The sequence below is a fragment of the Streptomyces sp. NPDC020731 genome, assembly GCF_044334705.1.
Lineage (GTDB): Bacteria > Actinomycetota > Actinomycetes > Streptomycetales > Streptomycetaceae > Streptomyces.
On record NZ_JBIRTN010000010.1, the window covers coordinates 1 to 21,204 of the forward strand.

At 72.9% G+C, this 21,204-nt stretch carries 15 protein-coding genes, 2 tRNA genes, 1 pseudogene and 1 riboswitch; of the genes and pseudogenes, 7 read left to right on the forward strand and 11 right to left on the reverse strand.

What is annotated here, in order from left to right:
- Positions 1-312: 312 nt before the first annotated feature.
- Complete coding sequence (locus ACH4VX_RS16935; RefSeq protein ID WP_398368188.1) at positions 313-861, reverse strand: MarR family winged helix-turn-helix transcriptional regulator; 549 nt, start codon at positions 859-861, stop codon at positions 313-315.
- A 135-nt stretch (positions 862-996) separates the two neighbouring features.
- On the opposite strand from ACH4VX_RS16935, the gene ACH4VX_RS16940 reads away from it, so the two are divergent.
- Positions 997-2,259, forward strand: coding sequence for an MDR family MFS transporter (locus tag ACH4VX_RS16940; RefSeq protein ID WP_398368414.1), 1,263 nt, complete (start codon positions 997-999; stop codon positions 2,257-2,259).
- Positions 2,260-2,306: 47 nt separating this feature from the next.
- On the opposite strand, the gene ACH4VX_RS16945 is transcribed toward ACH4VX_RS16940, so the two are convergent.
- Both ACH4VX_RS16945 and ACH4VX_RS16950 read right to left on the reverse strand, forming a co-directional pair.
- Positions 2,307-3,962, reverse strand: coding sequence for a SpoIIE family protein phosphatase (locus ACH4VX_RS16945; protein ID WP_398368189.1), 1,656 nt, complete (start codon positions 3,960-3,962; stop codon positions 2,307-2,309).
- 173 nt (positions 3,963-4,135) lie between these two features.
- Positions 4,136-5,515 (reverse strand): NAD(P)/FAD-dependent oxidoreductase, encoded by a 1,380-nt coding sequence (locus ACH4VX_RS16950; RefSeq protein WP_398368190.1) that lies wholly within the window; start codon positions 5,513-5,515, stop codon positions 4,136-4,138.
- A 378-nt stretch (positions 5,516-5,893) separates the two neighbouring features.
- Between ACH4VX_RS16950 and ACH4VX_RS16955 the strand changes: the two genes are divergently transcribed.
- Positions 5,894-6,643: a TetR/AcrR family transcriptional regulator gene (locus ACH4VX_RS16955; protein ID WP_398368191.1), complete on the forward strand. Its 750-nt coding sequence runs from the start codon at positions 5,894-5,896 to the stop codon at positions 6,641-6,643.
- A 519-nt stretch (positions 6,644-7,162) separates the two neighbouring features.
- On the opposite strand, the gene ACH4VX_RS16960 is transcribed toward ACH4VX_RS16955, so the two are convergent.
- Positions 7,163-9,286, reverse strand: coding sequence for an asparagine synthase-related protein (locus tag ACH4VX_RS16960; RefSeq protein ID WP_398368192.1), 2,124 nt, complete (start codon positions 9,284-9,286; stop codon positions 7,163-7,165).
- 718 nt (positions 9,287-10,004) lie between these two features.
- Here ACH4VX_RS16960 and ACH4VX_RS16965 point away from each other — a divergent pair.
- The 4 genes from ACH4VX_RS16965 to ACH4VX_RS16980 all read left to right on the forward strand — a co-directional run bounded on the left by ACH4VX_RS16965 (position 10,005) and on the right by ACH4VX_RS16980 (position 15,343).
- Entirely contained in the window at positions 10,005-11,429 is a 1,425-nt protein-coding gene (locus tag ACH4VX_RS16965) for an MFS transporter (RefSeq protein ID WP_398368193.1), read from the forward strand.
- A 54-nt stretch (positions 11,430-11,483) separates the two neighbouring features.
- Entirely contained in the window at positions 11,484-12,740 is a 1,257-nt protein-coding gene (gene lhgO / locus ACH4VX_RS16970; protein ID WP_398368194.1) for an L-2-hydroxyglutarate oxidase, read from the forward strand.
- 392 nt (positions 12,741-13,132) lie between these two features.
- On the forward strand, positions 13,133-13,987 hold the full coding sequence (gene trmB / locus ACH4VX_RS16975) for a tRNA (guanosine(46)-N7)-methyltransferase TrmB (protein WP_398368195.1): 855 nt from the start codon (positions 13,133-13,135) through the stop codon (positions 13,985-13,987).
- A 33-nt stretch (positions 13,988-14,020) separates the two neighbouring features.
- On the forward strand, positions 14,021-15,343 hold the full coding sequence (locus ACH4VX_RS16980; protein ID WP_398368196.1) for a PrsW family intramembrane metalloprotease: 1,323 nt from the start codon (positions 14,021-14,023) through the stop codon (positions 15,341-15,343).
- 97 nt (positions 15,344-15,440) lie between these two features.
- Here the strand turns inward: ACH4VX_RS16980 and ACH4VX_RS16985 are convergent, their stop codons facing one another.
- The 5 genes from ACH4VX_RS16985 to ACH4VX_RS17005 all read right to left on the reverse strand — a co-directional run bounded on the left by ACH4VX_RS16985 (position 15,441) and on the right by ACH4VX_RS17005 (position 19,952).
- Positions 15,441-16,460 (reverse strand): M23 family metallopeptidase, encoded by a 1,020-nt coding sequence (locus tag ACH4VX_RS16985; protein WP_398368197.1) that lies wholly within the window; start codon positions 16,458-16,460, stop codon positions 15,441-15,443.
- 12 nt (positions 16,461-16,472) lie between these two features.
- A riboswitch (cyclic di-AMP (ydaO/yuaA leader) is annotated at positions 16,473-16,630 on the reverse strand.
- A 288-nt stretch (positions 16,631-16,918) separates the two neighbouring features.
- Positions 16,919-16,992, reverse strand: a tRNA-Met gene (locus ACH4VX_RS16990).
- 63 nt (positions 16,993-17,055) lie between these two features.
- The gene (locus ACH4VX_RS16995; protein WP_398368198.1) at positions 17,056-18,189 is read right to left on the reverse strand and encodes a dihydrofolate reductase family protein; all 1,134 of its coding nucleotides are present in this window, start codon (positions 18,187-18,189) and stop codon (positions 17,056-17,058) included.
- Positions 18,190-18,266: 77 nt separating this feature from the next.
- The gene (locus ACH4VX_RS17000) at positions 18,267-18,926 is read right to left on the reverse strand and encodes a response regulator (protein WP_398368199.1); all 660 of its coding nucleotides are present in this window, start codon (positions 18,924-18,926) and stop codon (positions 18,267-18,269) included.
- A gap of 30 nt (positions 18,927-18,956) precedes the next feature.
- Positions 18,957-19,952, reverse strand: a complete 996-nt coding sequence (locus ACH4VX_RS17005) for a HAMP domain-containing sensor histidine kinase (protein ID WP_398368200.1) — start codon at positions 19,950-19,952, stop codon at positions 18,957-18,959.
- 417 nt (positions 19,953-20,369) lie between these two features.
- Here ACH4VX_RS17005 and ACH4VX_RS17010 point away from each other — a divergent pair, with 417 nt between their 5' ends.
- Positions 20,370-20,642 carry a DUF3040 domain-containing protein gene (locus ACH4VX_RS17010; protein ID WP_398368201.1) on the forward strand — a complete coding sequence of 91 codons (273 nt, stop codon included), beginning with the start codon at positions 20,370-20,372 and terminating at the stop codon, positions 20,640-20,642.
- 77 nt (positions 20,643-20,719) lie between these two features.
- Here the strand turns inward: ACH4VX_RS17010 and ACH4VX_RS17015 are convergent.
- Together ACH4VX_RS17015 and ACH4VX_RS17020 are read right to left on the reverse strand one after the other, a co-directional pair.
- Positions 20,720-20,792: transfer RNA gene (locus tag ACH4VX_RS17015), tRNA-Lys, on the reverse strand.
- A 153-nt stretch (positions 20,793-20,945) separates the two neighbouring features.
- Positions 20,946-21,204: pseudogene (locus ACH4VX_RS17020) on the reverse strand (RNA helicase); the annotation flags it as partial.

Here is a 21,204-nt window from a genome sequence, read left to right on the forward strand (position 1 = left end):
TTTCCCTTTCCGGCGGTTCCGACTCTATCAGATCCTTTCGGTCCTGATTCCCGGTCAGAGCGGGTTGTCTTCCCGGCCGTTGGGCCGTTCCGACGTCTCAAACCCTAGCGGACTCTCTCCGTGTTCCTCAAATCGAGGGTTGGAATTGAATTCGGGCGCGCCGAAATCGTTCCCACTGGGAGGTCGTACTGAGGTTTTGAGTGCCGCAGTCGCGGCGGAAGGTGTTGCCGAAGAACCGTTACGGCTCCGTGGCAACCCGAAGAACTCTACGGATCGGCATGGGGGCTGTCAAGCATCCCTTGTCAAGATCTTTCAGTCCAGGTCACTGAGGCGTCCGCCGGCATCCGGCTGGGCGTGTTCCACCCGGCGCAGAAGGCGGGTGAGCACCTCGCCCAGCGTCGCCCGCTCGTCCGGGTCGAGGTCCTGGAGGAGGTCCCCCTCGAAGACGGTGGCGAGGCGCATCGCCTCGAGCCACTTCTCCCGGCCGGCGGAGGTCAGCTCCACGATCACGCGGACCCGGTTGGTCTCGTCCCGCTCCCGGTTGACCAATCCTTCGGTGACCATGCGGTCGATCCGGTGGGTCATGGCGGCCGGCGTCAGCCCCAGGCGCTTGGCGAGGTCGCCGGGGCCCATGCGGTACGGGGCACCGGAGAGGACGAGCTCCTTGAGGACCTCCCAGTCGGCGTTGGTGATGCCGAGCTCGGCGGTCTGGCGGCCGTAGGCGACGTTCATACGGCGGTTCAGGCGGGACAGCGCGTTGACGATCTTCTCGACCTGGGGGTCGAGGTCCTGGAACTCGCGCTGGTAGGCGGCGATCTGCTCTTCGAGTGTCGGCTCGCCGAGGCCGGAGGTGTCGCCCATGGCCGCAGTATGGCACGCCCCTCCTTTGCCTTGAAGTCCTTCTCTGTGTAGTCTTTAGCATCGAACTTTAGCTTCTAAGTCTTCACTCCTAACTACTTGAGAGAGGTGAACGTGACCAGGGAGACGGGCGCGGTGATGCGCCGGATTCACGTGGGCAACGCACTCAGCGCGTTCGGGCTGGGCTTCACGGTCCCGTATCTGTACGTCTATGTGGCGCAGGTGCGAGGGCTGGGAGCCACGACGGCGGGTCTCGTGCTCGCCGTCTTCGCCGTGGCCGCGCTGATCGTGCTGCCGTTCGCCGGACGGGCGATCGTCCGGCGTGGCCCGCTGCCGGTGCTGCTCGTCGCCCTGGTCACGGCCGCGATCGGGGCGCTGAGCCTGGGTCTGTCGAGCGGTGCGGCGACCGTGCTGCTGTCGGCGGCGGCGCTGGGCGCGGGGCAGGCGGTGATGCAGCCGGCGCTCGCGACGATGATCGTGGACTGCTCGACCATGGAGAACAGGTCGCGGGCGTTCGCCATGCAGTTCTTCCTGCAGAACCTCGGGCTCGGCGTCGGCGGTCTCATCGGCGGTCATCTCGTGGATCCCACGGAAGCGAGCTCTTTCGTCCTCCTCTTCGCGATCGAGGCGGCGATGTTCCTGCTGCTGGTCGTGGTGATGGCGACGGTGCGGATGCCGCACGCGCCGCGCGTCGAGGGCGTTCCGGCGCAGTCGGCCGGGGTCGGCTGGAAGCAGCTGCTGGGCAACCGGGCCATGGTGCAGCTGTGCGTGCTGGGTTTCGTGCTGTTCTTCGCCTGCTACGGACAGTTCGAGTCGGGGCTGAGCGCGTACGGCGTCGAGGCCGCCGGGATCTCGACGTCCGCGCTGGGTACGGCGCTGGCGGCGAACACCCTGGTGATCGTGGTCGCGCAGTTCGCGGTGCTGCGGTTCGTCGAGCGGCGCAAGCGCTCGCGCGTGATCGCGTCCGTGGGGCTGATCTGGGCCGTGGCGTGGGCCGTGGCCGGGTACGCGGGGCTGGGGAACGGGAGCCAGACGATGGCGACCGCCGCGTTCATCTCGACGTACGCGCTGTTCGGGCTCGGTGAGGCGATGCTGTCGCCGACGCTCGCGCCGCTGGTCGCCGATCTCGCGCCGACCGGGATGGCGGGGCAGTACAACTCGGCGTTCGCCCTGGTGAAGCAGCTCGCGCTGGCCGTGGGTCCGGCGGTGGGTGGGCCGCTGGGTGCCTCGCTGCACGCGCCGTACGTCGTGATCTTCCTGCTGTTCTCGCTGGGGATCACGGTGCTGGCGGTGCGGCTCGGGCGGCAGCTCACGGACGTGCAGAACCAGCCGTCGGTGGCGCGGAGCCGTGTGGTGGTGCAGGGGGGCGCGGCAGCGGGGCAGGCTCCGGCGCACGCCTGAGCCACGCGCCCCGAGCTCACCCCTGTACGCCTGGACGCCCGGCTCTGCTACGAGCCGGGCGTCTTCGTCTTCGGCAGGAGGAACTCGCACCAGACCGCCTTGCCGCCTCCCGGGGTCCGTCTGCTGCCCCAGCTGGAGGCGATCGTCGCGACGATGGCGATGCCCCGCCCGGACTCGTCGCCGGGTTCCGCGCGGCGGCGCCTCGGGAGGTGGTCGTCGCCGTCGGTGACCTCGATGATCAGGCGGCGGTCGGTGCGGCGCAGCCGCAGCCGCATGGGCGGTGTGCCGTGCTGGAGGGAGTTGGCGACCAGTTCGCTGGTGGCCAGGACGCCCAGGTCGTGCAGCTCGACGGGGAAGCGCCAGCTGGTCAGCACGCCGGAGGCGAAGGCACGCGCGCGGGGGGCCGCCTCGACTCCGCCGAGCAGTTCCAGCGCGGCGTTGCGGAAGAGCTCGCCCTCCGCGCCCTTGCGGGCGGGTTGCTGGAGGACCAGCACGGCGACGTCGTCGTCGTGTTCCGGGGTCACACCGGCCGAGCGGACCAGGCGGTCGCAGACGACCTGGGGGCTGCCGGTGGCTCCGGACAGGGCGCGCTCCAGGGCGGCGATGCCCTCGTCCAGGTCCTCGTTCCTCCGCTCGACCAGGCCGTCCGTGTAGAGGACGGCGGTGGAGCCGGGGCCGAGGGGGATGGAGCCGGACGCGTGCATCCAGCCGCCGGTGCCGAGCGGGGGGCCGGTCGGTTCGTCGGCGCGCTGGACGGTGCCGTTCTCGTCGCGGACCAGGATGGGCAGGTGGCCGGCGGATGCGTACACCAGGCGGCCCTCGTTGGGGTCGTGGATGGCGTACGCGCAGGTGGCGATCTGGTTGGCGTCGATCTCCATGGCGAGGCCGTCGAGCAGCTGGAGCACCTCGTGCGGGGGAAGGTCGAGCCGCGCGTAGGCCCGTACGGCCGTACGGAGCTGCCCCATGACGGCCGCCGCCCGCACTCCTCGTCCCATCACGTCACCGATGACCAGGGCGGTGCGGCCGCCGCCCAGGGTGATCACGTCGTACCAGTCGCCGCCGACGGCGGCCTCGGTGCCACCGGGGTGGTAGGTGGCGGCGACGCGCAGGTCGTCGGGTTCCTCCAGTTCCTGGGGGAGGAGGGAGCGTTGGAGGGTGACGGCGGTCTCGCGCTGACCGCGTTCGCTGGCGCGCAGGCGTTCGGCGGCCTCGGCGTGGTCGGTGACGTCGGCGGCGAACACGAGCACCCCACGGCCTTCGACCTCGGTGACCGGGGTGCAGGTGAAGGTGTAGGAGCGGCCGTCGGGGGCCTTGCGGGACTTCACCGTGCGGGGCTTGCCGCTGCGCAGGACCTGGTCGAGGAGGGGCAGCAGGCCGAGTGCTTCCAGTTCGGGCAGTGCTCCGCGTGCGGGGGCGCCGATCGGGCGGACGCCGAAGGCCGCCGTATAGGCGTCGTTGACGTAGGCGATGCGGTGGTCGGGGCCGTGGACCAGGGCGACGAGGGAGGGGACGTGGTCCAGGACCTCGCGCGCCCCTAGCTCGTCGACGGCGGGCACGGGCCGCACGTCGTCGGTGAGTTGTTCGGCGCGGGCCGCGGGCACGGAGCCCTCTCCCCGCCGGTCCGGGGAGAACGCCTGCTCGTTCCGCGCTGCGGCGCGGCGCTGCGTTCCGGGGAGCCGGGCGCTCCAGCGCGTGAAGTTCACGAATCCTTGCCTCGTGTAGTTGTCGGCGGCCGGAAACCGGGACCGGCCGGGGCCCCGGGGGCCGCACCGGGGTGAGAGGGGGCCCGCCCGCGGTGGTGGACCAGTCTGGCAGGGTGCCGACCGGGTCGGCATCCGTCAGACGCCGGGCCGGCCGCTGGAGTTCCTGAGTCGGGTCAGGACGACCCCTTCGGGGTGTGCGGGGGGTCTTGAGAAGGCTTTCCACCGGCCGCCAGTTCGAACTCCGCCCGGGGGTGTTCGAGTGAGCCGAGCGAGACGATCTCCCGTTTGAAGAGCCCGGCGAGCGTCCACTCGGCGGCGACCCGCGCCTTGCGGTTGAAGGTCGGGACCCGGCTGAGGTGATAGGTGCGATGCATGAGCCAGGCGGGATAGCCCTTGAGCTTGCGTCCGTAGACCTGTGCGACGCCCTTGTGCAGCCCGAGGGAGGCGACGGAACCGGCGTACTTGTGGGCGTACGTCTCCAATGGTTCGCCCCGCAGGGAGTGGACGACGTTGTCCCCGAGGACCCGCGCCTGGCGGAGCGCGTGCTGCGCGTTGGGGGCGCACTCCCGCCCCGGCTCCCCCGCGGTGACGTCGGGGACGGCGGCGGCGTCCCCCGCGGCCCACGCGTGCGCGGCCCCGTCCACGGCCAGCTCGGCGGTGCACTTCAACCGCCCCCGCCCGTTCAGCGGCAGATCGGTGGCCGCGAGGACGGGATGCGGTTTGACCCCGGCGGTCCACACGACCGTACGCGTGGGAAAGCGTGACCCGTCGCTGAGCACGGCGACCCGGTCGGCGCAGGACTCCAGACGGGTCTCGAGACGTACGTCGATGTTGCGCCGGCGCAGCTCGGTGACGGTGTACCGCCCCATCTCCTCCCCGACCTCGGGCAGGATCCGTCCGGACGCCTCGACGAGGATCCACTTCATGTCCTCGGGCCGGATGTTGTGGTAGTACCGCGCGGCGTAACGGGCCATGTCCTCCAGCTCACCGAGCGCCTCGACGCCCGCGTAGCCGCCCCCGACGAAGACGAAGGTCAGGGCGGCGTCCCGGACGGCGGGATCGCGCGTGGAGGAGGCGATGTCCATCTGTTCCAGCACATGGTTGCGCAGGCCGATGGCCTCCTCGACGGTCTTGAAGCCGACGGCGTGGTCGGCGAGACCGGGGATCGGCAGGGTGCGGGACACGGAACCGGGCGCGAGGACCAGTTCCTCGTACGCGACCTGCCGCCCTCCCGTGCCCTCCTCGCCGGTGGCGAGCGTGCTGATGGTGGCCGTGCGCGTGGCGTGGTCGATGCCGGTGGCCTCGCCGATGACGACGTGGCACCGGTCGAGGACACGACGCAGCGGTACGACGACGTGCCGAGGGGAAATGGCACCGGCGGCGGCTTCGGGAAGGAAGGGCTGGTACGTCATGTACGGATCCGGGGTGGCGACCGTGATCTCGGCCTCACCCCGCCCGAGTTCCCGTTTCAGCCTCCGCTGGAGGCGCAGGGCCGTGTACATCCCGACGTAGCCGCCGCCGACAACGAGAATGCGCGCACGTTCCTTCACCATCCCATGACGCACCCGTCGCTTGCGTTTGTCCACAGGCCCGACGAATTGTGTGACCGGAAGGCCCGCACACCACGGGTTGGCCGATTCACCGACCCTGCCGGAATCCTCACAGGTCAGCAGTGGTGAACCTGCCCCCGCACAGGGGTACATTCAGGACGTACACGACCCGTACTCCGATCGAGGGGCGCTCCGTGCGGAACCTGCCCCTTCTGAATTGACTCCCTCTCAACTATGTTCGTCTGTCGACGGGGTGTAGGGGGATGCGCTCATCGGGCTCGCGACGGGCGGGACCGGCAAGCCAGGCCTGTTCCACACGCCCCGGCCATCAATGGCGGGGAGAAGTCTCCGGGGGGAGACGTCATTACCGGGGGAATACATATGCATGTTCAGGACTCTCATTGGTCTTCCGCTCTCGCGGCCGGCGCGACGACGAGCGCGCCCACGGGCGGCGGACGCCCGGACGGAGCGCGAACGACACCGTTGCGCGTGGACGCCCAGCGCAATCTGGAGCACGTGCTGCGTGCCGCGCGGGAGGTCTTCGGCGAGCTGGGCTACGGCGCGCCGATGGAGGACGTGGCACGCCGGGCGCGGGTCGGTGTGGGCACGGTGTACCGGCGCTTCCCGAGCAAGGACGTCCTGGTGCGGCGGATCGCCGAGGAGGAGACCTCCCGGCTGACCGACCAGGCACGGTCGGCGCTCGGCCAGGAGGACGAGCCGTGGTCGGCGCTGTCCCGTTTCCTGCGCACGTCGGTCGCGTCCGGCGCGGGGCGGCTGCTGCCGCCGCAGGTGCTGCGGGTGGGCGTGGCGGAGGAGCACGGCCTGCCGGACCACGCGCGGTTGCCGCAGCAGCGGACGCAGGCGGCGGGTGAGCTGCGGCTGGTGCCGGAGGCGCCGGTGGCTGTGGCGGCGAGGGACGACGCGGGGTCGGCGCAGCTGCTGGAGGTCGTGGGGCAGTTGGTGGATCGGGCGCGGGCCGCTGGGGAGTTGCGGGCGGATGTGTCCGTGTCGGACGTGCTGCTGGTGATCGCTACCGCGGCGCCGTCCTTGCCGGATGCGGCGCAGCAGGCTGCGGCGTCTTCGCGGCTGCTGGATATTTTGCTGGAGGGGCTGCGCTCACGCCCGGCGTAGGGGTCACTCCGGTGGTCCTGCGGGGTGCTCCGCGTTTGTGCGGGCCGGGTCGGCTTCTGCGGGCCGGCGCCTGCGGGGAGCTCCGCGTGAGTGCGGGCCGGCGGGTGGTCGCGCGGCCCGGCGCTTGCGGGGTGCCTCCCCCACTCTCGGCTGCACTCGAGCGGGGGACGCCCCATCGCCCACCCGTGCCGCCCTTGGGGGTACTTCCCAGGCCCTTCGGGCACTGGGGGAGGCACGACTGCCCGCGGGAGCGGCGACATGCGGCAGCGGCTGCTCGCGGGAGCGGCGGCCCGTAAGGGCTGAGGTGCGCGGATTGCAGGGTTGCGGGGGTGGGGTCGTGGCGGCGGGTGTGGCGCCTGCGGCGGGGCAGGGGTGGGCGCCCGCGGTGGCCGGCGCGTCCTCGTCCTCGTCTTCCCGAGGGACGTGATGTGCGCCGGTCCGAGAACGGACGCCCCCGCCCCGCCCACCGGCCGGAGGCGCCACCCCGGCTCCACCAGGCCGAAAGCCGCGTCGCAGGCGTCAGCGGGAGCCCGCCGCGCCCGCGCCCAACGCGCCCCGCTGCGGGGCGATGCCGCCCGGGACCGCGCGCTGGCGGGCCGGGGTGCCCGTCCAGCAGGTTCCCCTGCGGGCCAGCAGGCGGCGTAGCCACACCTCCAGGGCGACCAGATCCGCCAGGCCGTCCAAAGGCAGCGGCTCGCCCTCCGCCGCGCCCCGCAGTGCCTTCCGCACCACCCGCGCCTCGACCAGCCCAGCCTCCGCCAGCAGCGGCGTGTCGAACAGCGCCACCAGCGAGTCCGCCGCCACCCGCAGCCCCGTACGCGCCGCGACCGTCGAGCCGGCGGCCCCAGGAGCCCCCCACCCCGCCGGCAGCTCCCTCACCCCCGCCCCCTCCAGCACCGACCGCAGAATCGACGCCCGCGCCCCCGGCTGCACCCGCAGCGCCTCCGGCAGTGCCCGGCACGCCCGCACGACCTGGTTGTCGAGGAACGGCGCGTGCAGCCGCTGGGAACGGATCTCGGCCGCCTGCTCCAGCACCCGCAGATCCGCCGCGTGCCGGGCCAGCGCCGCCCGCGCCCGGAAATCACCGGGCCGCTGGCCCGGCCCCACTTCGGACCGCCGCGTCGACGCCTGCAGACGAACCGATACTTCAGCCAGCGCCTCACCCGTCAGCCAGCGCGCCGCCGGCCCGGGTCTCCCCCAGGTCAGTGCGGCCAGCGAGGCATCCGCCGCACCCCCGGGCCCGTCGTCGTCCAGCCGTCGCTGCAACAGCCGCTCGGCAAGGCTCTCCAGACCCACGCGGTACGGCGTGCGCGCCAGTCGCCGCGCAGCCGCGTACACGCGCGCTGGAACCATCACGGACCCGTCCGCCTTGGCCAGTGCGGCAACCGGCCGCACCAGATGCCGCCGCTTGCGGTCCATCAGCAGATCGGCCAGTCGCGCCGGATGCGCGTCCAGCACCTGCTTCGCCCCGTACCCGGTGAAGTGATCCGCGCTGCCCGCCGCCAGCCGCGCCCGATGCCGTGCGGCCGACACCAGCGAGGGCCCGGGCTCGTCCGTCAGCGGCCCGTCCAGCTCGACGTACGGAAGCGTCGACTCCGCACCGGCCACCACCACATGGTGCAACCGCGGATTGGCGGCCAGCGCCCCCGCCCGCGCCAGCTCCTCGTCGTCCCGCCCCCCGCCGGACCCACCCGCGAGGTCGTTGAAGGTGACGGCCAGCAGCCGTTCCCCCGCCCCCGTCCCGTGCCCCAGCACGGTCCCCGGCATCCCGGGCAGCCCCGCGGCCAGCAACGCCAGCGCCCCGGACGCCGGCCCGCCGGAGAGATCGGCCCCGATCCCCGGCACGGGCGTCCCACGGGCCGCCCGCCGCTCGGCGGGCCCCATCCCGGGCACGGGTCCGGGGTCGATATGGGCACCGGGAACATGCCGGGGCGCGGCCAGCCGCGTCCGTACGGCCTCGACCAACGCGTCCCGCACGGCGTCCACCGCGTGACCTGGGTCGGCCGGCGGCGCGGCGACGGCGAGCGAGGCGACGGGTTCGTACCCGGCGATCTCGCGCGCCCCGGCGCGCAGGATGAGCGCATGCCCCGGCGGAATGCGTTTCACGCCGTCGTACGGGGTGGAGTCGTACAGCGCGGCCGGCACGTCGGGGGCGGCCAGCAGCGCGGCGAGGTGCCCGAAGTCGAGGTTGGCCTCGATGAGGTCGGCGAGCGGCAGCGCGGCGGTCGCGTACGCCGTACCGCCCGCCCACGGGGTGTGGAAGACCGGCCGGGCACCCGCGAGATCGCCGCAGACGGTGACCCGGCGTCCCACCTGCACGACGGCGGTGTAGTTCCCCGGCCAAGCGGTCAGGTGCCGCAGCGCCCCGCCCCGCGCGGCGAACAGCGCGACGCGCAGTTGCTCGTCGGAGGCCCCGCAGGTGCCGAGGACGGCGATCCGGGTCTGCTCGTCGGCCCTGACCACCCGCACCTCGTCGGGGCGCCAGTCGCCGACCGCCCAGAGGGGGTCGGGGTCGCCCCACAGCAGCTGGGATCCCACGGGGTGCACGGTCTCGCCGTCCACCCCGGTGGCGCCGGCGGAGCCGGTGGGGCCGAACCCCATGGCTCCCGCGGCGGTGCTGCTCCATCCCACCAACCACCGCATCGCCGCCTCCACAGGCTGTGGACAACCAGTGCACCGTAAGAATCCGGTTCCCCATGCTGCCATGAAGGAGGCGCTCAGGAGGGGTGCCGGAGCCGTATGCGCTCCGTCGAACGCGCCCCGGCGGAGACACCCGCCCCGCCCCGAACAGGCGCCTGCCACAGAGAAGCCACCGTATCGGTGCCGCATAACCGGCCACGCCGTCGCGTCGCGAATGCGCCCCCACAGCGCGCCCCCTAAACCCCCAACGCGCCGCCAACTACCAGCGTAGAAGCAGTGATACACCCGAAAGAGTGGGGTTGATTTTCGGCCAAATCGGAGCGGTGAGAACCACCTCGAACACGCTCCGTGCAGGCTCTGCGCACCGCTGAGCGGTCGCGCGGTCCGGGAGACGGAGCACGTCTCCCGGACCGTTCCGCCGCCCGCGGGGATGAAGGCGGCGGTGTCCCCCAGCCCACTGGATCCAGTACAGCGGGCCGACCCACGCACCGACCATGGAACCGCTCCCGCGATGGCCGGAGAAGAGCGCACGCACAGGCGCACGGCCACATACCGGGAGCACGCCGCAACTGCGCGTATCGGACCCGTACTTCAGTACGGACCACAATCCCGCCATCCGGAAGAATGCCCCTTAACGCTTGGGATGCGGCGAACTACGCTGGGTTTACGAATGCCGCATGGTTATGCCAGCGCGGCAGCCGGCTGTGTCGAGGGGTGGCGCATGTCCAGGGAGCAACGCGGGCCGAACGAAAAGCTCGGCACCGTTCTCGCCCTCGCGGGAATCTCCAACGCAGGCCTCGCGCGACGCGTCAACGACCTTGGCGCCCAGCGAGGACTGACGCTTCGCTACGACAAGACGTCGGTGGCGCGCTGGGTGTCGAAGGGCATGGTGCCGCAAGGTGCTGCTCCGCACCTGATCGCCGCCGCCATCGGCCAGAAACTGGGCCGTCCCGTGCCGCTCCACGAGATCGGCCTGGCGGACGCGGACCCCGCGCCCGAGGTGGGCCTCGCCTTCCCGCGCGACGTCGGACAGGCGGTGCGCTCCGCGACGGAGCTGTACCGGCTGGACCTGGCCGGCCGCAGAGCCGGCTCCGGCGGCATCTGGCAGTCGCTCGCCGGATCGTTCGCGGTGAGCGCGTACGCGACGCCCGCCTCGCGTTGGCTGATAACCCCGGCCGACAGCTCGGTGGCGCGTGAGGCGAACCCCGCCGACGGCTCCGGCGCACCGGCCAAAGTCGGCCACAGCGATGTGCGGAAACTGCGGGAGGCAGCCGAGGACGCCCGGCGCTGGGACTCCAAGTACGGCGGAGGGGACTGGCGTTCTTCGATGGTCCCCGAATGCCTCCGGGTCGAGGCGGCCCCGCTGCTGCTCGGCTCCTACTCCGACGACGTCGGCCGCTCCCTCTTCGGCGCGGCGGCCGAACTCACCCGCCTGGCCGGCTGGATGGCCTTCGACACCGGCCAGCAGGAGGCCGCCCAGCGCTACTACATCCAGGCTCTGCGCCTGGCCCGCGCGGCGGCCGACGTCCCGCTGGGCGGCTACGTACTCGCCTCGATGTCGCTGCAGGCGACCTACCGCGGCTTCGGCGACGAGGGCGTGGACCTCGCCCAAGCCGCGCTGGAGCGCAACCGGGGTCTGGCCACCGCCCGCACCCTGAGCTTCTTCCGCCTCGTCGAGGCACGCGCGCACGCACGCGCGGGGGACGCCCAGGCGGCCGGTGCCGCCCTGAAGTCGGCGGAGAGCTGGCTGGAGCGCTCCCGCCCCGGCGACAGCGACCCGACCTGGCTCGGCTTCTACTCCTACGACCGTTTCGCCGCCGACGCCGCGGAGTGCTACCGCGACCTGAAGGCGCCCCGCCAGGTCCGCCGCTTCACCGAGCAGGCGCTGTCCAGTCCGACGGAGGAGTTCGTGCGCTCGCACGGACTGCGCCTGGTCGTCTCGGCGGTCGCCGAGCTGGAGTCGGGCAACCTGGACGCGGCCTGCGAACAGGGCGTCCGCGCGGTGGAGGTCGCGGGCCGCATCTCGTCCGCCCGCACCACCGAGTACGTCAAGGACCTCCTGCACCGTCTGGAGCCCTACGGCGACGAACCCCGCGTGGTCGAACTGCGGGAACGCGCCCGCCCGCTGCTGATGACCACGGCCTGACCCGAATCGCGCCACGGGCCGCCTCCCGGGTTTGAAGGCGTTGTCAGTGGTGCAGTGCACTATCGGACGCGGGAGGTGGTGCGGGTGGTGGCGGGGCGGTCGTACGACTGCGACGTGCTGGTGATCGGCGGCGGGATCGTCGGCCTGTCGACGGCGTACGCGCTCACGCGCGCGGCGCCGGGCACACGGGTCACGGTGCTGGAGAAGGAGCCCGGCCCCGCCCGGCACCAGACGGGCCGCAACAGCGGCGTCATCCACAGCGGCGTCTACTACCGCCCCGGCTCGCTGAAGGCCCGGTACGCGGTGTCGGGCGCCGCGGAGATGGTCAAGTTCTGCGCGGAGTACGACATCCCGCACGCCGTGACGGGCAAGCTGATCGTCGCCACCACCCGCGAGGAGCTGCCCCGGCTGCACGCCCTGGTCCAGCGCGGCCGGGAGAACGGCATCACGGTCCGCGAGCTGTGCGGCGCGCAGATCGCGGAGTACGAGCCGGAGGTCGACGGGCTGGCGGCCATCCACGTCGGCACCACCGGCATCTGCGACTTCACCGCGGTGGCCCGCCGGCTCGCGGAGGCGGCGCAGGCGGCGGGTGCGGAGATCCGCTACGGAGCACGGGTGATACGCGTCGACCGCCGCCCCGACCGGGGGGTCGCCGTCCTGACCGCCGACGGCGACGTCGTACGCGGTCGGGTGCTGGTGAACTGCGCGGGTCTGCACTGCGACGAGATCGCCCGCCGCACCGGTGACGAGCCCGGCGCCCGGATCGTGCCGTTCCGCGGCGAGTACTACGAGCTGGCCCGGCCGGAACTGGTGCGCGGCCTGGTCTACCCGGTGCCCGATCCGGCGTTCCCCTTCCTCGGCGTCCACCTCACCCGGGGCATCGACGGCGGCGTCCACGTCGGCCCCAACGCGGTACCGGCGCTGGCCCGCGAGGGCTACGACTGGCGCACGGTGCGTGCGCGCGAGCTGGGGGCGACCCTGGCCTGGCCGGGCTCCTGGCAGCTGGCCCGCCGCCACTGGCGGTACGGCACCGGCGAACTGCACCGCTCGCTGTCCAGGGGAGCCTTCACCCGGGCCGTACGCCGGCTGCTGCCCGCGGTGCGGGAGGACGACCTGATACCGACGGCGGCCGGGGTGCGGGCCCAGGCGGTGCTGCGGGACGGCACCCTGGCCGACGACTTCCTGATCCAGGAGACCGCCCGCGCGGTCCACGTACTGAACGCCCCCTCCCCGGCGGCGACGGCCTCCCTGCCGATCGGCCGTGAGGTGGCCCGACGGGCCCTGACGGCCCTGGAGACAGCGGGGCGCTGAGCCCCGGACGGGATCCCCCCGGTCCGACGCGCCGCTCCCGCGCACACGGCCACGGCGGCCGGGGAAGGGCCCGCGCCGTCCAGGGCCCGTCGGCGGATCACGCCGGAGACGCGAGGTCCGGCACGCCCTCCCCGGCACCGTCGGTCTCCTCAGGCTCGACCCGCCGGACAGGTCACCCGGGCAGGGCGAACGGGACGGCGACGAGTACCCGACCACGCACCGCGGTCTGGCGCACGCTGCCCACGGCGCGACCGCAGCCGACCCCGGCGGGGCAGATGCCGGCGTCAGGAGAGGCCGCACCCGGGCGCACGCCGGCCCTGTCGACCCCGCAGGGGCCCCCTCACGTTCCGCTTCCGTGCCGAGCACCCGCTCCCCGTAAAATCGGAGGCACTGTGTCTGACACCGTTAACGCCTCCGAAGACCTCCGCCCCGCCCCCGGCCAGGATTCACCGCACACGCCCGGGGTGTCCGTCCGCCGTACCCGCGCCAAGGGGGAGCCCCGGTTTCCGGACGGGCCGAAGGCCGATCCCGCCGGGTCGCACTTCGAGCGGCGGATCCGGAGCTTCCAGCCGCGCCGCAGCCGGGTGACCGCCGGGCAGGCGGACGCCCTGCAGCGGCTGTGGCCTGCCTGGGGTTTCGACATCGACGGCAGCCGGCGGCTCGACCTCGCGGAGTTCTTCGGCAACGACAACCCCGTCGTCCTGGAGATCGGCTTCGGCATGGGCGAGGCCACCGCGCAGATGGCCGCCGCCGACCCGGCCACCAACATCCTCGCCGTGGACGTCCACACGCCCGGCCAGGGCAATCTGCTCAACCTCGCCGGCCGGCTCGGGCTGACCAACGTACGGGTCGGCAACGGTGACGCGATCATCCTGCTGCGCGAGATGCTCGCCCCCGGCTCCCTGGGCGGGCTGCGCGTGTACTTCCCCGACCCCTGGCCGAAGAAGCGGCACCACAAGCGGCGGCTGATCCAGCCGGAGTTCCTCACCCTCGCCGCGACCCGCCTCGCGCCGGGGGCGGTGCTGCACTGCGCCACCGACTGGGAGCCGTACGCGGAGCAGATGCTTCAGGTGCTCACCGCGCACCCCGGCTTCGAGAACACCAGGGCGGACGGCGGTTTCGCGCCGCGTCCCGGGTTCCGGCCGCTCACCCGTTTCGAGGGGCAGGGACTGGAGAAGGGTCATGTCGTGAACGACGTGCTCTTCCGCCACGTATCGCGGGAAGAACAGGCAGCGGACCGCGCCTGATACAGCCCGTCCCACCTCGTTAGGGTCGATCCCGTGGCCACCAGCCCTCCGTACCCGGCGCCTCCCGGCGCGGCCCCCGGCGCAGCGTCGCGGCATGCGCACTGGTGGCAGCGGCCCTGGGTGCGGTACGGCGCGCTGATCACGCTGCTCACACTCTCCGGGCTGGTCATTCTCGCGCTGGTGCGCGAGCAGACCGGGACGCGGGGGTTCCTGGTCGGGCTCGGTCTCGCGGTTCTGCCCGTGCCGCTGCTCGTCGCCGCCTTCCGGTGGCTGGACCGGGTCGAACCCGGCCCCTGGCGGAACCTGCTGTTCTCCTTCGCCTGGGGTGCCTGTGCGGCGGCGCTGATGGCGATCGTCGCGAACAGCTTCGCCACCCGGTGGATAGCGACGGCGACCGCCGACCCGACCGGCGCCGACACCCTGGGCTCGACCGTCATAGCGCCGGTGGTGGAGGAGTCCGCGAAGGCCGCGGCCGTCCTGCTGGTGTTCCTGTTCCGCAGACGCGACTTCACCGGGATCCTCGACGGCGTGGTGATAGCCGGGGTCACCGCCACCGGCTTCGCGTTCACCGAGAACATCCTCTACCTCGGCACCGCCTTCGGCACCGACCAGCTCACCGGCGACAGCGGCATCGCCTCGGTCACCGCGGCGACCTTCTTCGTCCGCATCGTGATGTCGCCGTTCGCGCACCCCCTGTTCACCGTGCTCACCGGGATCGGCTTCGGCATCGCCGCGCTGTCCACGGACCGGCAGCGGGCCCGGCGCGTCCTGCTGCCGCCGGTCGGGCTGCTCCTCGCGATGGGCGTGCACGCGCTGTGGAACGGCTCCTCGACGCTCGGCCAGTACGGCTTCCTCGCGGTGTACGCGGCGTTCATGGTGCCGGTGTTCGGGCTGCTGACCTGGCTGGTGGTGTGGACGCGGCAGCGGGAGCTGCGGACCGTGCGGGCGGAACTGCCCGCGTACGTGGTCACCGGGTGGCTCCATGCGGCGGAGCCGTTCGCGCTGGGCTCGATGCGGGCGCGGCGCGTCGCCCGGCAGTACGCGCGCCGCTGCGGCGGGAAGGCGGCGGCGCGGTCGGTCGCCGCGTACGAGGCGTACGCGACGTCGCTGGCGTTCCTGCGGCACCGGGGGCGGCTCGGGCGGGCGGGGCCGGACTTCGCCGCCCGGGAACGGGAGCTGCTGCTGGAGCTGTGGCACCGGCGGGAAGCGGCCCGGCCGGCCCTGGAGCACGCGGCCCGTGTCACCGCGCCCCGGGTTCCGGTCGCCGCGGCGCCGTGGGCGGTGTACGGCGGCTACGGGTATCCGCCGTACGTGCACCCGTACGGCGCGTACGACCCGAACACCCACCGGTCCTGACGGGTCCGCACCGCCCCGGAGAACACCTGCCCGGCAGCCCTGACGTCGGGGGGCGTCGTCGGGACTGCCGGGTTCAGGGCGTGGGGAGCCGGGTCGCTCAGACGCTGAGGCCCTTGCCCTGCAGCCAGGCCAGCGGGTCGATGCCCGAGGTGGAGCCGCCGGGGTGGACCTCCATGTGGAGGTGGGCGCCGGTGACGTTGCCGGTGGCGCCGACGCGGCCGATCACATCGCCGGTGTTGACCTTCTGGCCGACGCTGACGCTGATGGAGGACTGGTGGGCGTACCAGATCTCGGTGCCGTCGTCGAGGGTCAGCACGGTCTTGTAGCCGTAGGAGCCGTCATAGCCGGCGGAGGTGATCGTGCCGGTGTGGACGGCCTTGAGCAGCGTGCCCGTGGGGGCGGCGAAGTCGAGGCCCGTGTGATAGCCGGAGGACCAGTAGGCGCCCGCCTGGCCGAAGGTCGAGGAGAGGGTGTACGAGGAGGTCGGCAGCGCGTACTGCTTGGCCAGCTCGGCGAGGCGCTCGGCCTCGGCCTTCTTCCTGGCCTCCTCCTCCGCCTTCTCCTTGGCGGCCTCCGCCTTGGCCTTGGCCTCCTTCTCCGCCTTCGCGACGGCCTCGGCGGCCTGCTTCTCGGCGGCGGCGACGGCCTCGGCCTCGGCCTTGCTCTCGGCCTGGTCCTGCTGCTGCTCGACCTGCGCCATGATCCGGGCGCGCAGCGCCTCACCGGCGCCGGCGGCGCCCTGCTCGGTGTCGGCGGTGGTCATGCCGATGTCGCTGAGGGGGGTGGCCGAACCCTTGGGCGTTTCCTCGTCGGAGATGAGGGAACCCACATTGGGGAGGTCGGGCATGGAGATCGAGACCGGCGGCTTGCCGGTCTGGGCGCTGGCCATGCCGCCGGCGCCGACGGCCGCTATGACGCCGACGCCCAGAACGGTGGAGCTGCGGGCGAGTCCTCCGCCGCGCTGCTTGGAGACGCGATGCCGGCCGCGGACGGGGCGAAGGGACTCCGCGGTGGGGTTCCACTCCTCGAAGGGGCCCTCGTCGGCGCGGCTGCCGCCGTAGGCGACGGTGTCGCTCGGCTTGAACGGGGCCTCGGGGGCAGGCGGGTTGGACGCCACGTGGGCGCGCTCCTTTCCTTCCGTCTTCGCCTACCGGGTTAGCTGACGGGTTCGGAGCGGGAAGGTCTCCTACGCGCGTGTACGAGCCGTGTCTCCACGGCGGTATCCACGCGATTCACCCCATGGTGGTGGTTCCCCGGTTCCCTTGCGGGATTCGGCGCGTGCGCACGGAGCCGACTTCTGTGACGGCTGGGACGACCGCGCTGCGTTATCGAACGTTAATAGACGCGAGGGCCGGATTCCAAGCCGTTCCTCTTGATCGTTAACGATTTCCGCATGGACTTAAGTGCCATGGGCGGCCAAAACCGGGCGAGTTGACCGCGCCCCGGGCGGCAGGTGATTTCTGACGGTGCGTCATTCGTTATGCGCTGCGAGGTGGATCGATCACGTTGGGTGAGAACGGGGAGCGGAAAACACCGAGGGCCGGAATCCTTTGGATTCCGGCCCTCGGCCTTCAGTAGCGGGGACAGGATTTGAACCTGCGACCTCTGGGTTATGAGCCCAGCGAGCTACCGAGCTGCTCCACCCCGCGTCGTTGAAACCAGTGTACGCCATCCGCGGGACATGGCGCACACCCATTACCGGCGGCCCCGGTTCAGCGGCCGAGCAGATGGCCGTTCGGCGCTTTGGCGCGGTTCTCGTGCTCGGGCAGGACGAGGACGGTGGCGCCCCCGGCCGCCAGTACCGCGCTGCCGTCGGCGCCCGCCACGAAGGTGTCCGGCTCGCGCCAGGCCGTGACCACCCGCCGTACCCCCGCGTCCAGGATCAGCCGGGCACAGGGCGCAGGGCGGGACGCGCGGCGGGCACAGGGCTCCAGGCTGGAGTACACGGTGGCACCGGCGAGCCGGGGGTCCGTGGGGTCGGCCTTGGCGAGTGCGGCCTCCTCCGCGTGCACCACCGGGTCGGCGCCCTCCCGGGAGTGGCCGCGCGCCAGCTCCGTACCGTCGGCGGCCACCACGACCGCGCCCACGCTGAACGCCGTCCTGGAGGGCGGGCACTCGGCGGCCAGCTCGCAGGCGAGGGCCAGCCAGTGGTGGTCGGCGGCGGAGGGCAGCGGGCCGGCGCCGGGGGCGGTGGGCTCGTAGCGCATCAGGACGACGTCGCCGATCGGGCGGGTCTCCACCAGCCGCAGCCGGCCGCCCTGGTAGGAGCCGGGACCGAAGAGGCGGGGGGCGTCCGGGTCGCCGACGAACAGCGGGGCGAGGACCAGCTGGACCTCGTCGGCCAGCCCTTCGGTGAGGAGCTGCGTGTGGATCGTGCCGCCGCCCTCGACCATGAGCCGCCGGACCCCGCGCTCGGCGTGCAGATGTTCCAGGAGCCGCCGCCAGTCGAGCTCGGGGCCGAGCGGGACGACGTCGGCGGCGAGACCGAGGGCGTGGGCGCGCCCGGCGCCCCTGTCGGTCGTGTAGAGGACCTTCTCGCCGCCGGTGTGCCAGAACCGGGCCGCCGGGTCCAGGTCCCCGGAGCCGCTGACGGTGACCTTGAGCGGGTACTCGGCCCCGCCCCCGGCGAGGCGGGCGGCGCGCCGCTCCGGCGAGTTGACCAGCAGCCGGGGGTTGTCGGCGCGGATCGTGCCGGCGCCGACCAGGATGGCGTCCACGGATGCCCGTACCTCGTCGACCCGGTCGAAGTCGGCCGGGCCGGACAGCAGCAGCCGCTCGGGGCCGGTGTCGTCCAGGTAGCCGTCGAGGGAGACGGCGGCGGACAGCAGGACGTACGGGTGGGGCATCGGTTCCTACTCCCAGGGGGCGGGCGGGCCTGCGGGTGTCCAGTCTGACAACAGGCACGACCGGCCCGGGTGCCGGTTCAGGGCTCGATCAGTCCCACCCGGATGGCGTACCGCGTGAGTTCCAGGCGGTCCCGGAGGCCGAGCTTGGCCAGGATGTTGGCGCGGTGCCGCTCCACGGTCTTGGGGCTGATGACGAGGAGACCGGCGATCTGCTGCGAGGTGTGGCCCTCGGCGACCAGCTTCAGGATCTCCTCCTCGCGGTCGGTGATCGCCTTGGCCGGCAGGGTGCGGCCCTCCCGCGCGAGGTCGAGGTAGTTGTGAATGAGGGCGTTGACGGCGCCGGGGTAGAGGAACGGCTCGCCGCGCATGGTGGCGCGGCAGGCCTCGACGAGGTCGCGGTCGGCGACGGACTTCAGGACGTAGCCCGAGGCACCGGCGGCGAGGGCCTCGAAGAAGAACTGCTCGTTGTCGTACATGGTCAGAATGAGGATGCGCGTCTCCGGCAGGTCCCGGGAGAGTTCACGGGCCGCCTGAAGACCGGTCCGGCGGGGCATCGCGATGTCGAGAATGGCCAGGTCGGGGCGGTGTTCATGGGCCTGTTCGAGGGCTTCGGCACCGTCGGCGGCCTCGGCGACGACGGTCAGATCCGGTTCGCCGTCGAGGATGAGGCGAACCCCCCGGCGGACCAGCGCGTGGTCGTCGGCGAGCAGGATGCGGGTGGGGGCCGGGTCGGTCATGTTTCAGCGTTTCCGGTCGAGGGGCGTCGGTCACGGGGGCGGGGCGTGCGCGGATTCCCGTACGGGGACGAGGGCGTGCGCGGGGAAACGGGCCGGGACGGGGACGGCCAGGCGTATCTCGGTGCCGCCGTGGGCGGCGCGGTCCACGGTCAGCCGGGCGCCGACGAGCAGGGCGCGTTCCCGCATCCCGCGGATGCCGGCGCCCTCCTGGGCCACGCCGATGCCGCGGCCGTCGTCACGGACGCGGAGTTCGACACCGCCGGGCGCGCGGTGCAGGGCGAGCTCGGCGCGACGGGCCCGGGCGTGGCGGGCGGTGTTGGTGAGGCCTTCCTGGGCGACCCGGTAGATGACCAGTTCCGTCTCCCGGTCCAGCTCGGGCAGATCCGCGTCGAGGCAGTGCTGGACGCTCAGACCGGGCCCGCCGAACTCGGTGGCGAGGGCCTTGAGCGCGCTGGCCAGCCCGAGCTCGTCCAGCACCCCGGGGCGCAGCCGGCGGGCGATGCGCCGGATCTCCTCAAGACCTGCCCGGGTGGTCTCCTGCACCTGGCGCAGCTCCTCGCCCAGGCCGGGCGGGGCGTGGTCGGCGGCACGCTTGAGCTGGAGCAGTACGGCGGTCAGGGACTGGCCGACCTCGTCGTGCAGCTCGCGGGCGACGCGACGACGCTCGGCCTCCTGCGCGGACAGGGCACGGGCGCTGCTCGTGGCGCGCTCGTCCTCCAGCCGGTCGAGCATGGTGTTGAACGTGGTGATCAGCTCGGCGATCTCGCCCCGCCCGCCGACCGCCGGGCGGTGCCCCGGGCGGAGCAGGTCCGTCGTCGTCATCGCGCGGGTCAGGCGCTGCAGCGGGGCGAGACCCACACGGAGCAGCAGCGCGTTGGCGACGAGCATGGCGGCCAGCCCCACCGCGAGGACCGCGGCCTCGGTGAGCAGGACCGGCGTGGATACCGTGACGGGTCCCAGCAGCAGGGCCGTGGCCGCGATGAGCACGACGGCGTTCAGCAGGAAGATCCGCCAGAACAGAGGCACCCCGTACCGCCTCCTCACCGCCGGCCGCTTGCCACGGGCTCCCCGCGCGGGGAGCCGACGGCCCGCGGTCCGGGGGCGCGGCGCGGGCCGTCACCCCCAGCGTGTGCGCCGAGCGGGCCCCGCGCCATCGGTGACAGCCCCCATTTCTTCCCCGCGACCACGGCCGGCCGGGCGGCCCTCGTACGCGGCGGCCCCCAGGGAGGATGGGGTCCGCGACGGATGGCCGGGACCGGTGGCGATGGGCGACGCTGAAGTCTCCGTACCGGGTGGGTAACGACAACGGCACACGGGCAAACTCCCTTGTACCGGGCCGAGTTCGCAACAGGCCGACGGTTCGACCGGTTACGCCCCCGGTGTCACGGAGCGATGGCCGTCGACGGTGCCGCCGGGCGGCCGCCCCCCTGGGAAGGAGGAGCCGTGCCCCAGTCCGACGACGAGCGCCTGGTCGACCTCGCGGCCCGTGTCGAACACGAGGACCCCTGTTTCGTCCACCCACTCCCCGAGGGCCCTCCGGCCCGCCCGCGAGGGTACCGCCGCACGGGCGCCTGGTGCGCGCTGGTCCTCGGGGTGACCATGCTCGCCGCGGGCATCGTCGTCCCCGACGGGCTCCTCATCGCGGCGGGCCTGGTCCTCGCCGGAATCGCCGTCCAGCTCCTCGACCCGAACCGGGACGAGCACCCGGTGAAATGACGCGGCGCCCGAGCCGACCGAAGCCGGTCCGAGCGCCGCGCAGCAGGTCAGAGGCGATGTGCCGCTCCTGCGAGAGGTAGGCCCTGTGGGACTCGAACCCACAACCAATGGATTAAAAGTCCACTGCTCTGCCAATTGAGCTAAGGGCCCCTGGCGATGTTGCCTCCCCGAGCATAGCCGGACGTGGCCGGGACTCCGATCGGGTATCGCGCGGGCGGGTCCGGACGTGTCCCGCGCGGAACGCGGGAGGGCCCGCACGACGGGTGTCGTGCGGGCCCTTCCGGTCGGCCGGGTGAGGCCGCGTCAGCTGTTGCGCTTCCAGCGCGGCTTGTCGTCGCGACGGCCGAAGGAGCCGCCGCCGCGGTGCTCGTCACGACGGCCCTGCGGGCGGTCGTGGGAGCCGGAGTGGAAGCCGGGGCGGTCGCCCTGGCGGTCGCGGTTGAACGGACGGTCGCTGCCGGGGCGGTCGCCCTGGCGGTCGCGGTTGAACGGACGGTCGCTGCCGCGGTGGCCGCCGCGGTCGTCGCGACGGAAGCCGGGGCGGTCACCACCACGGTCACGG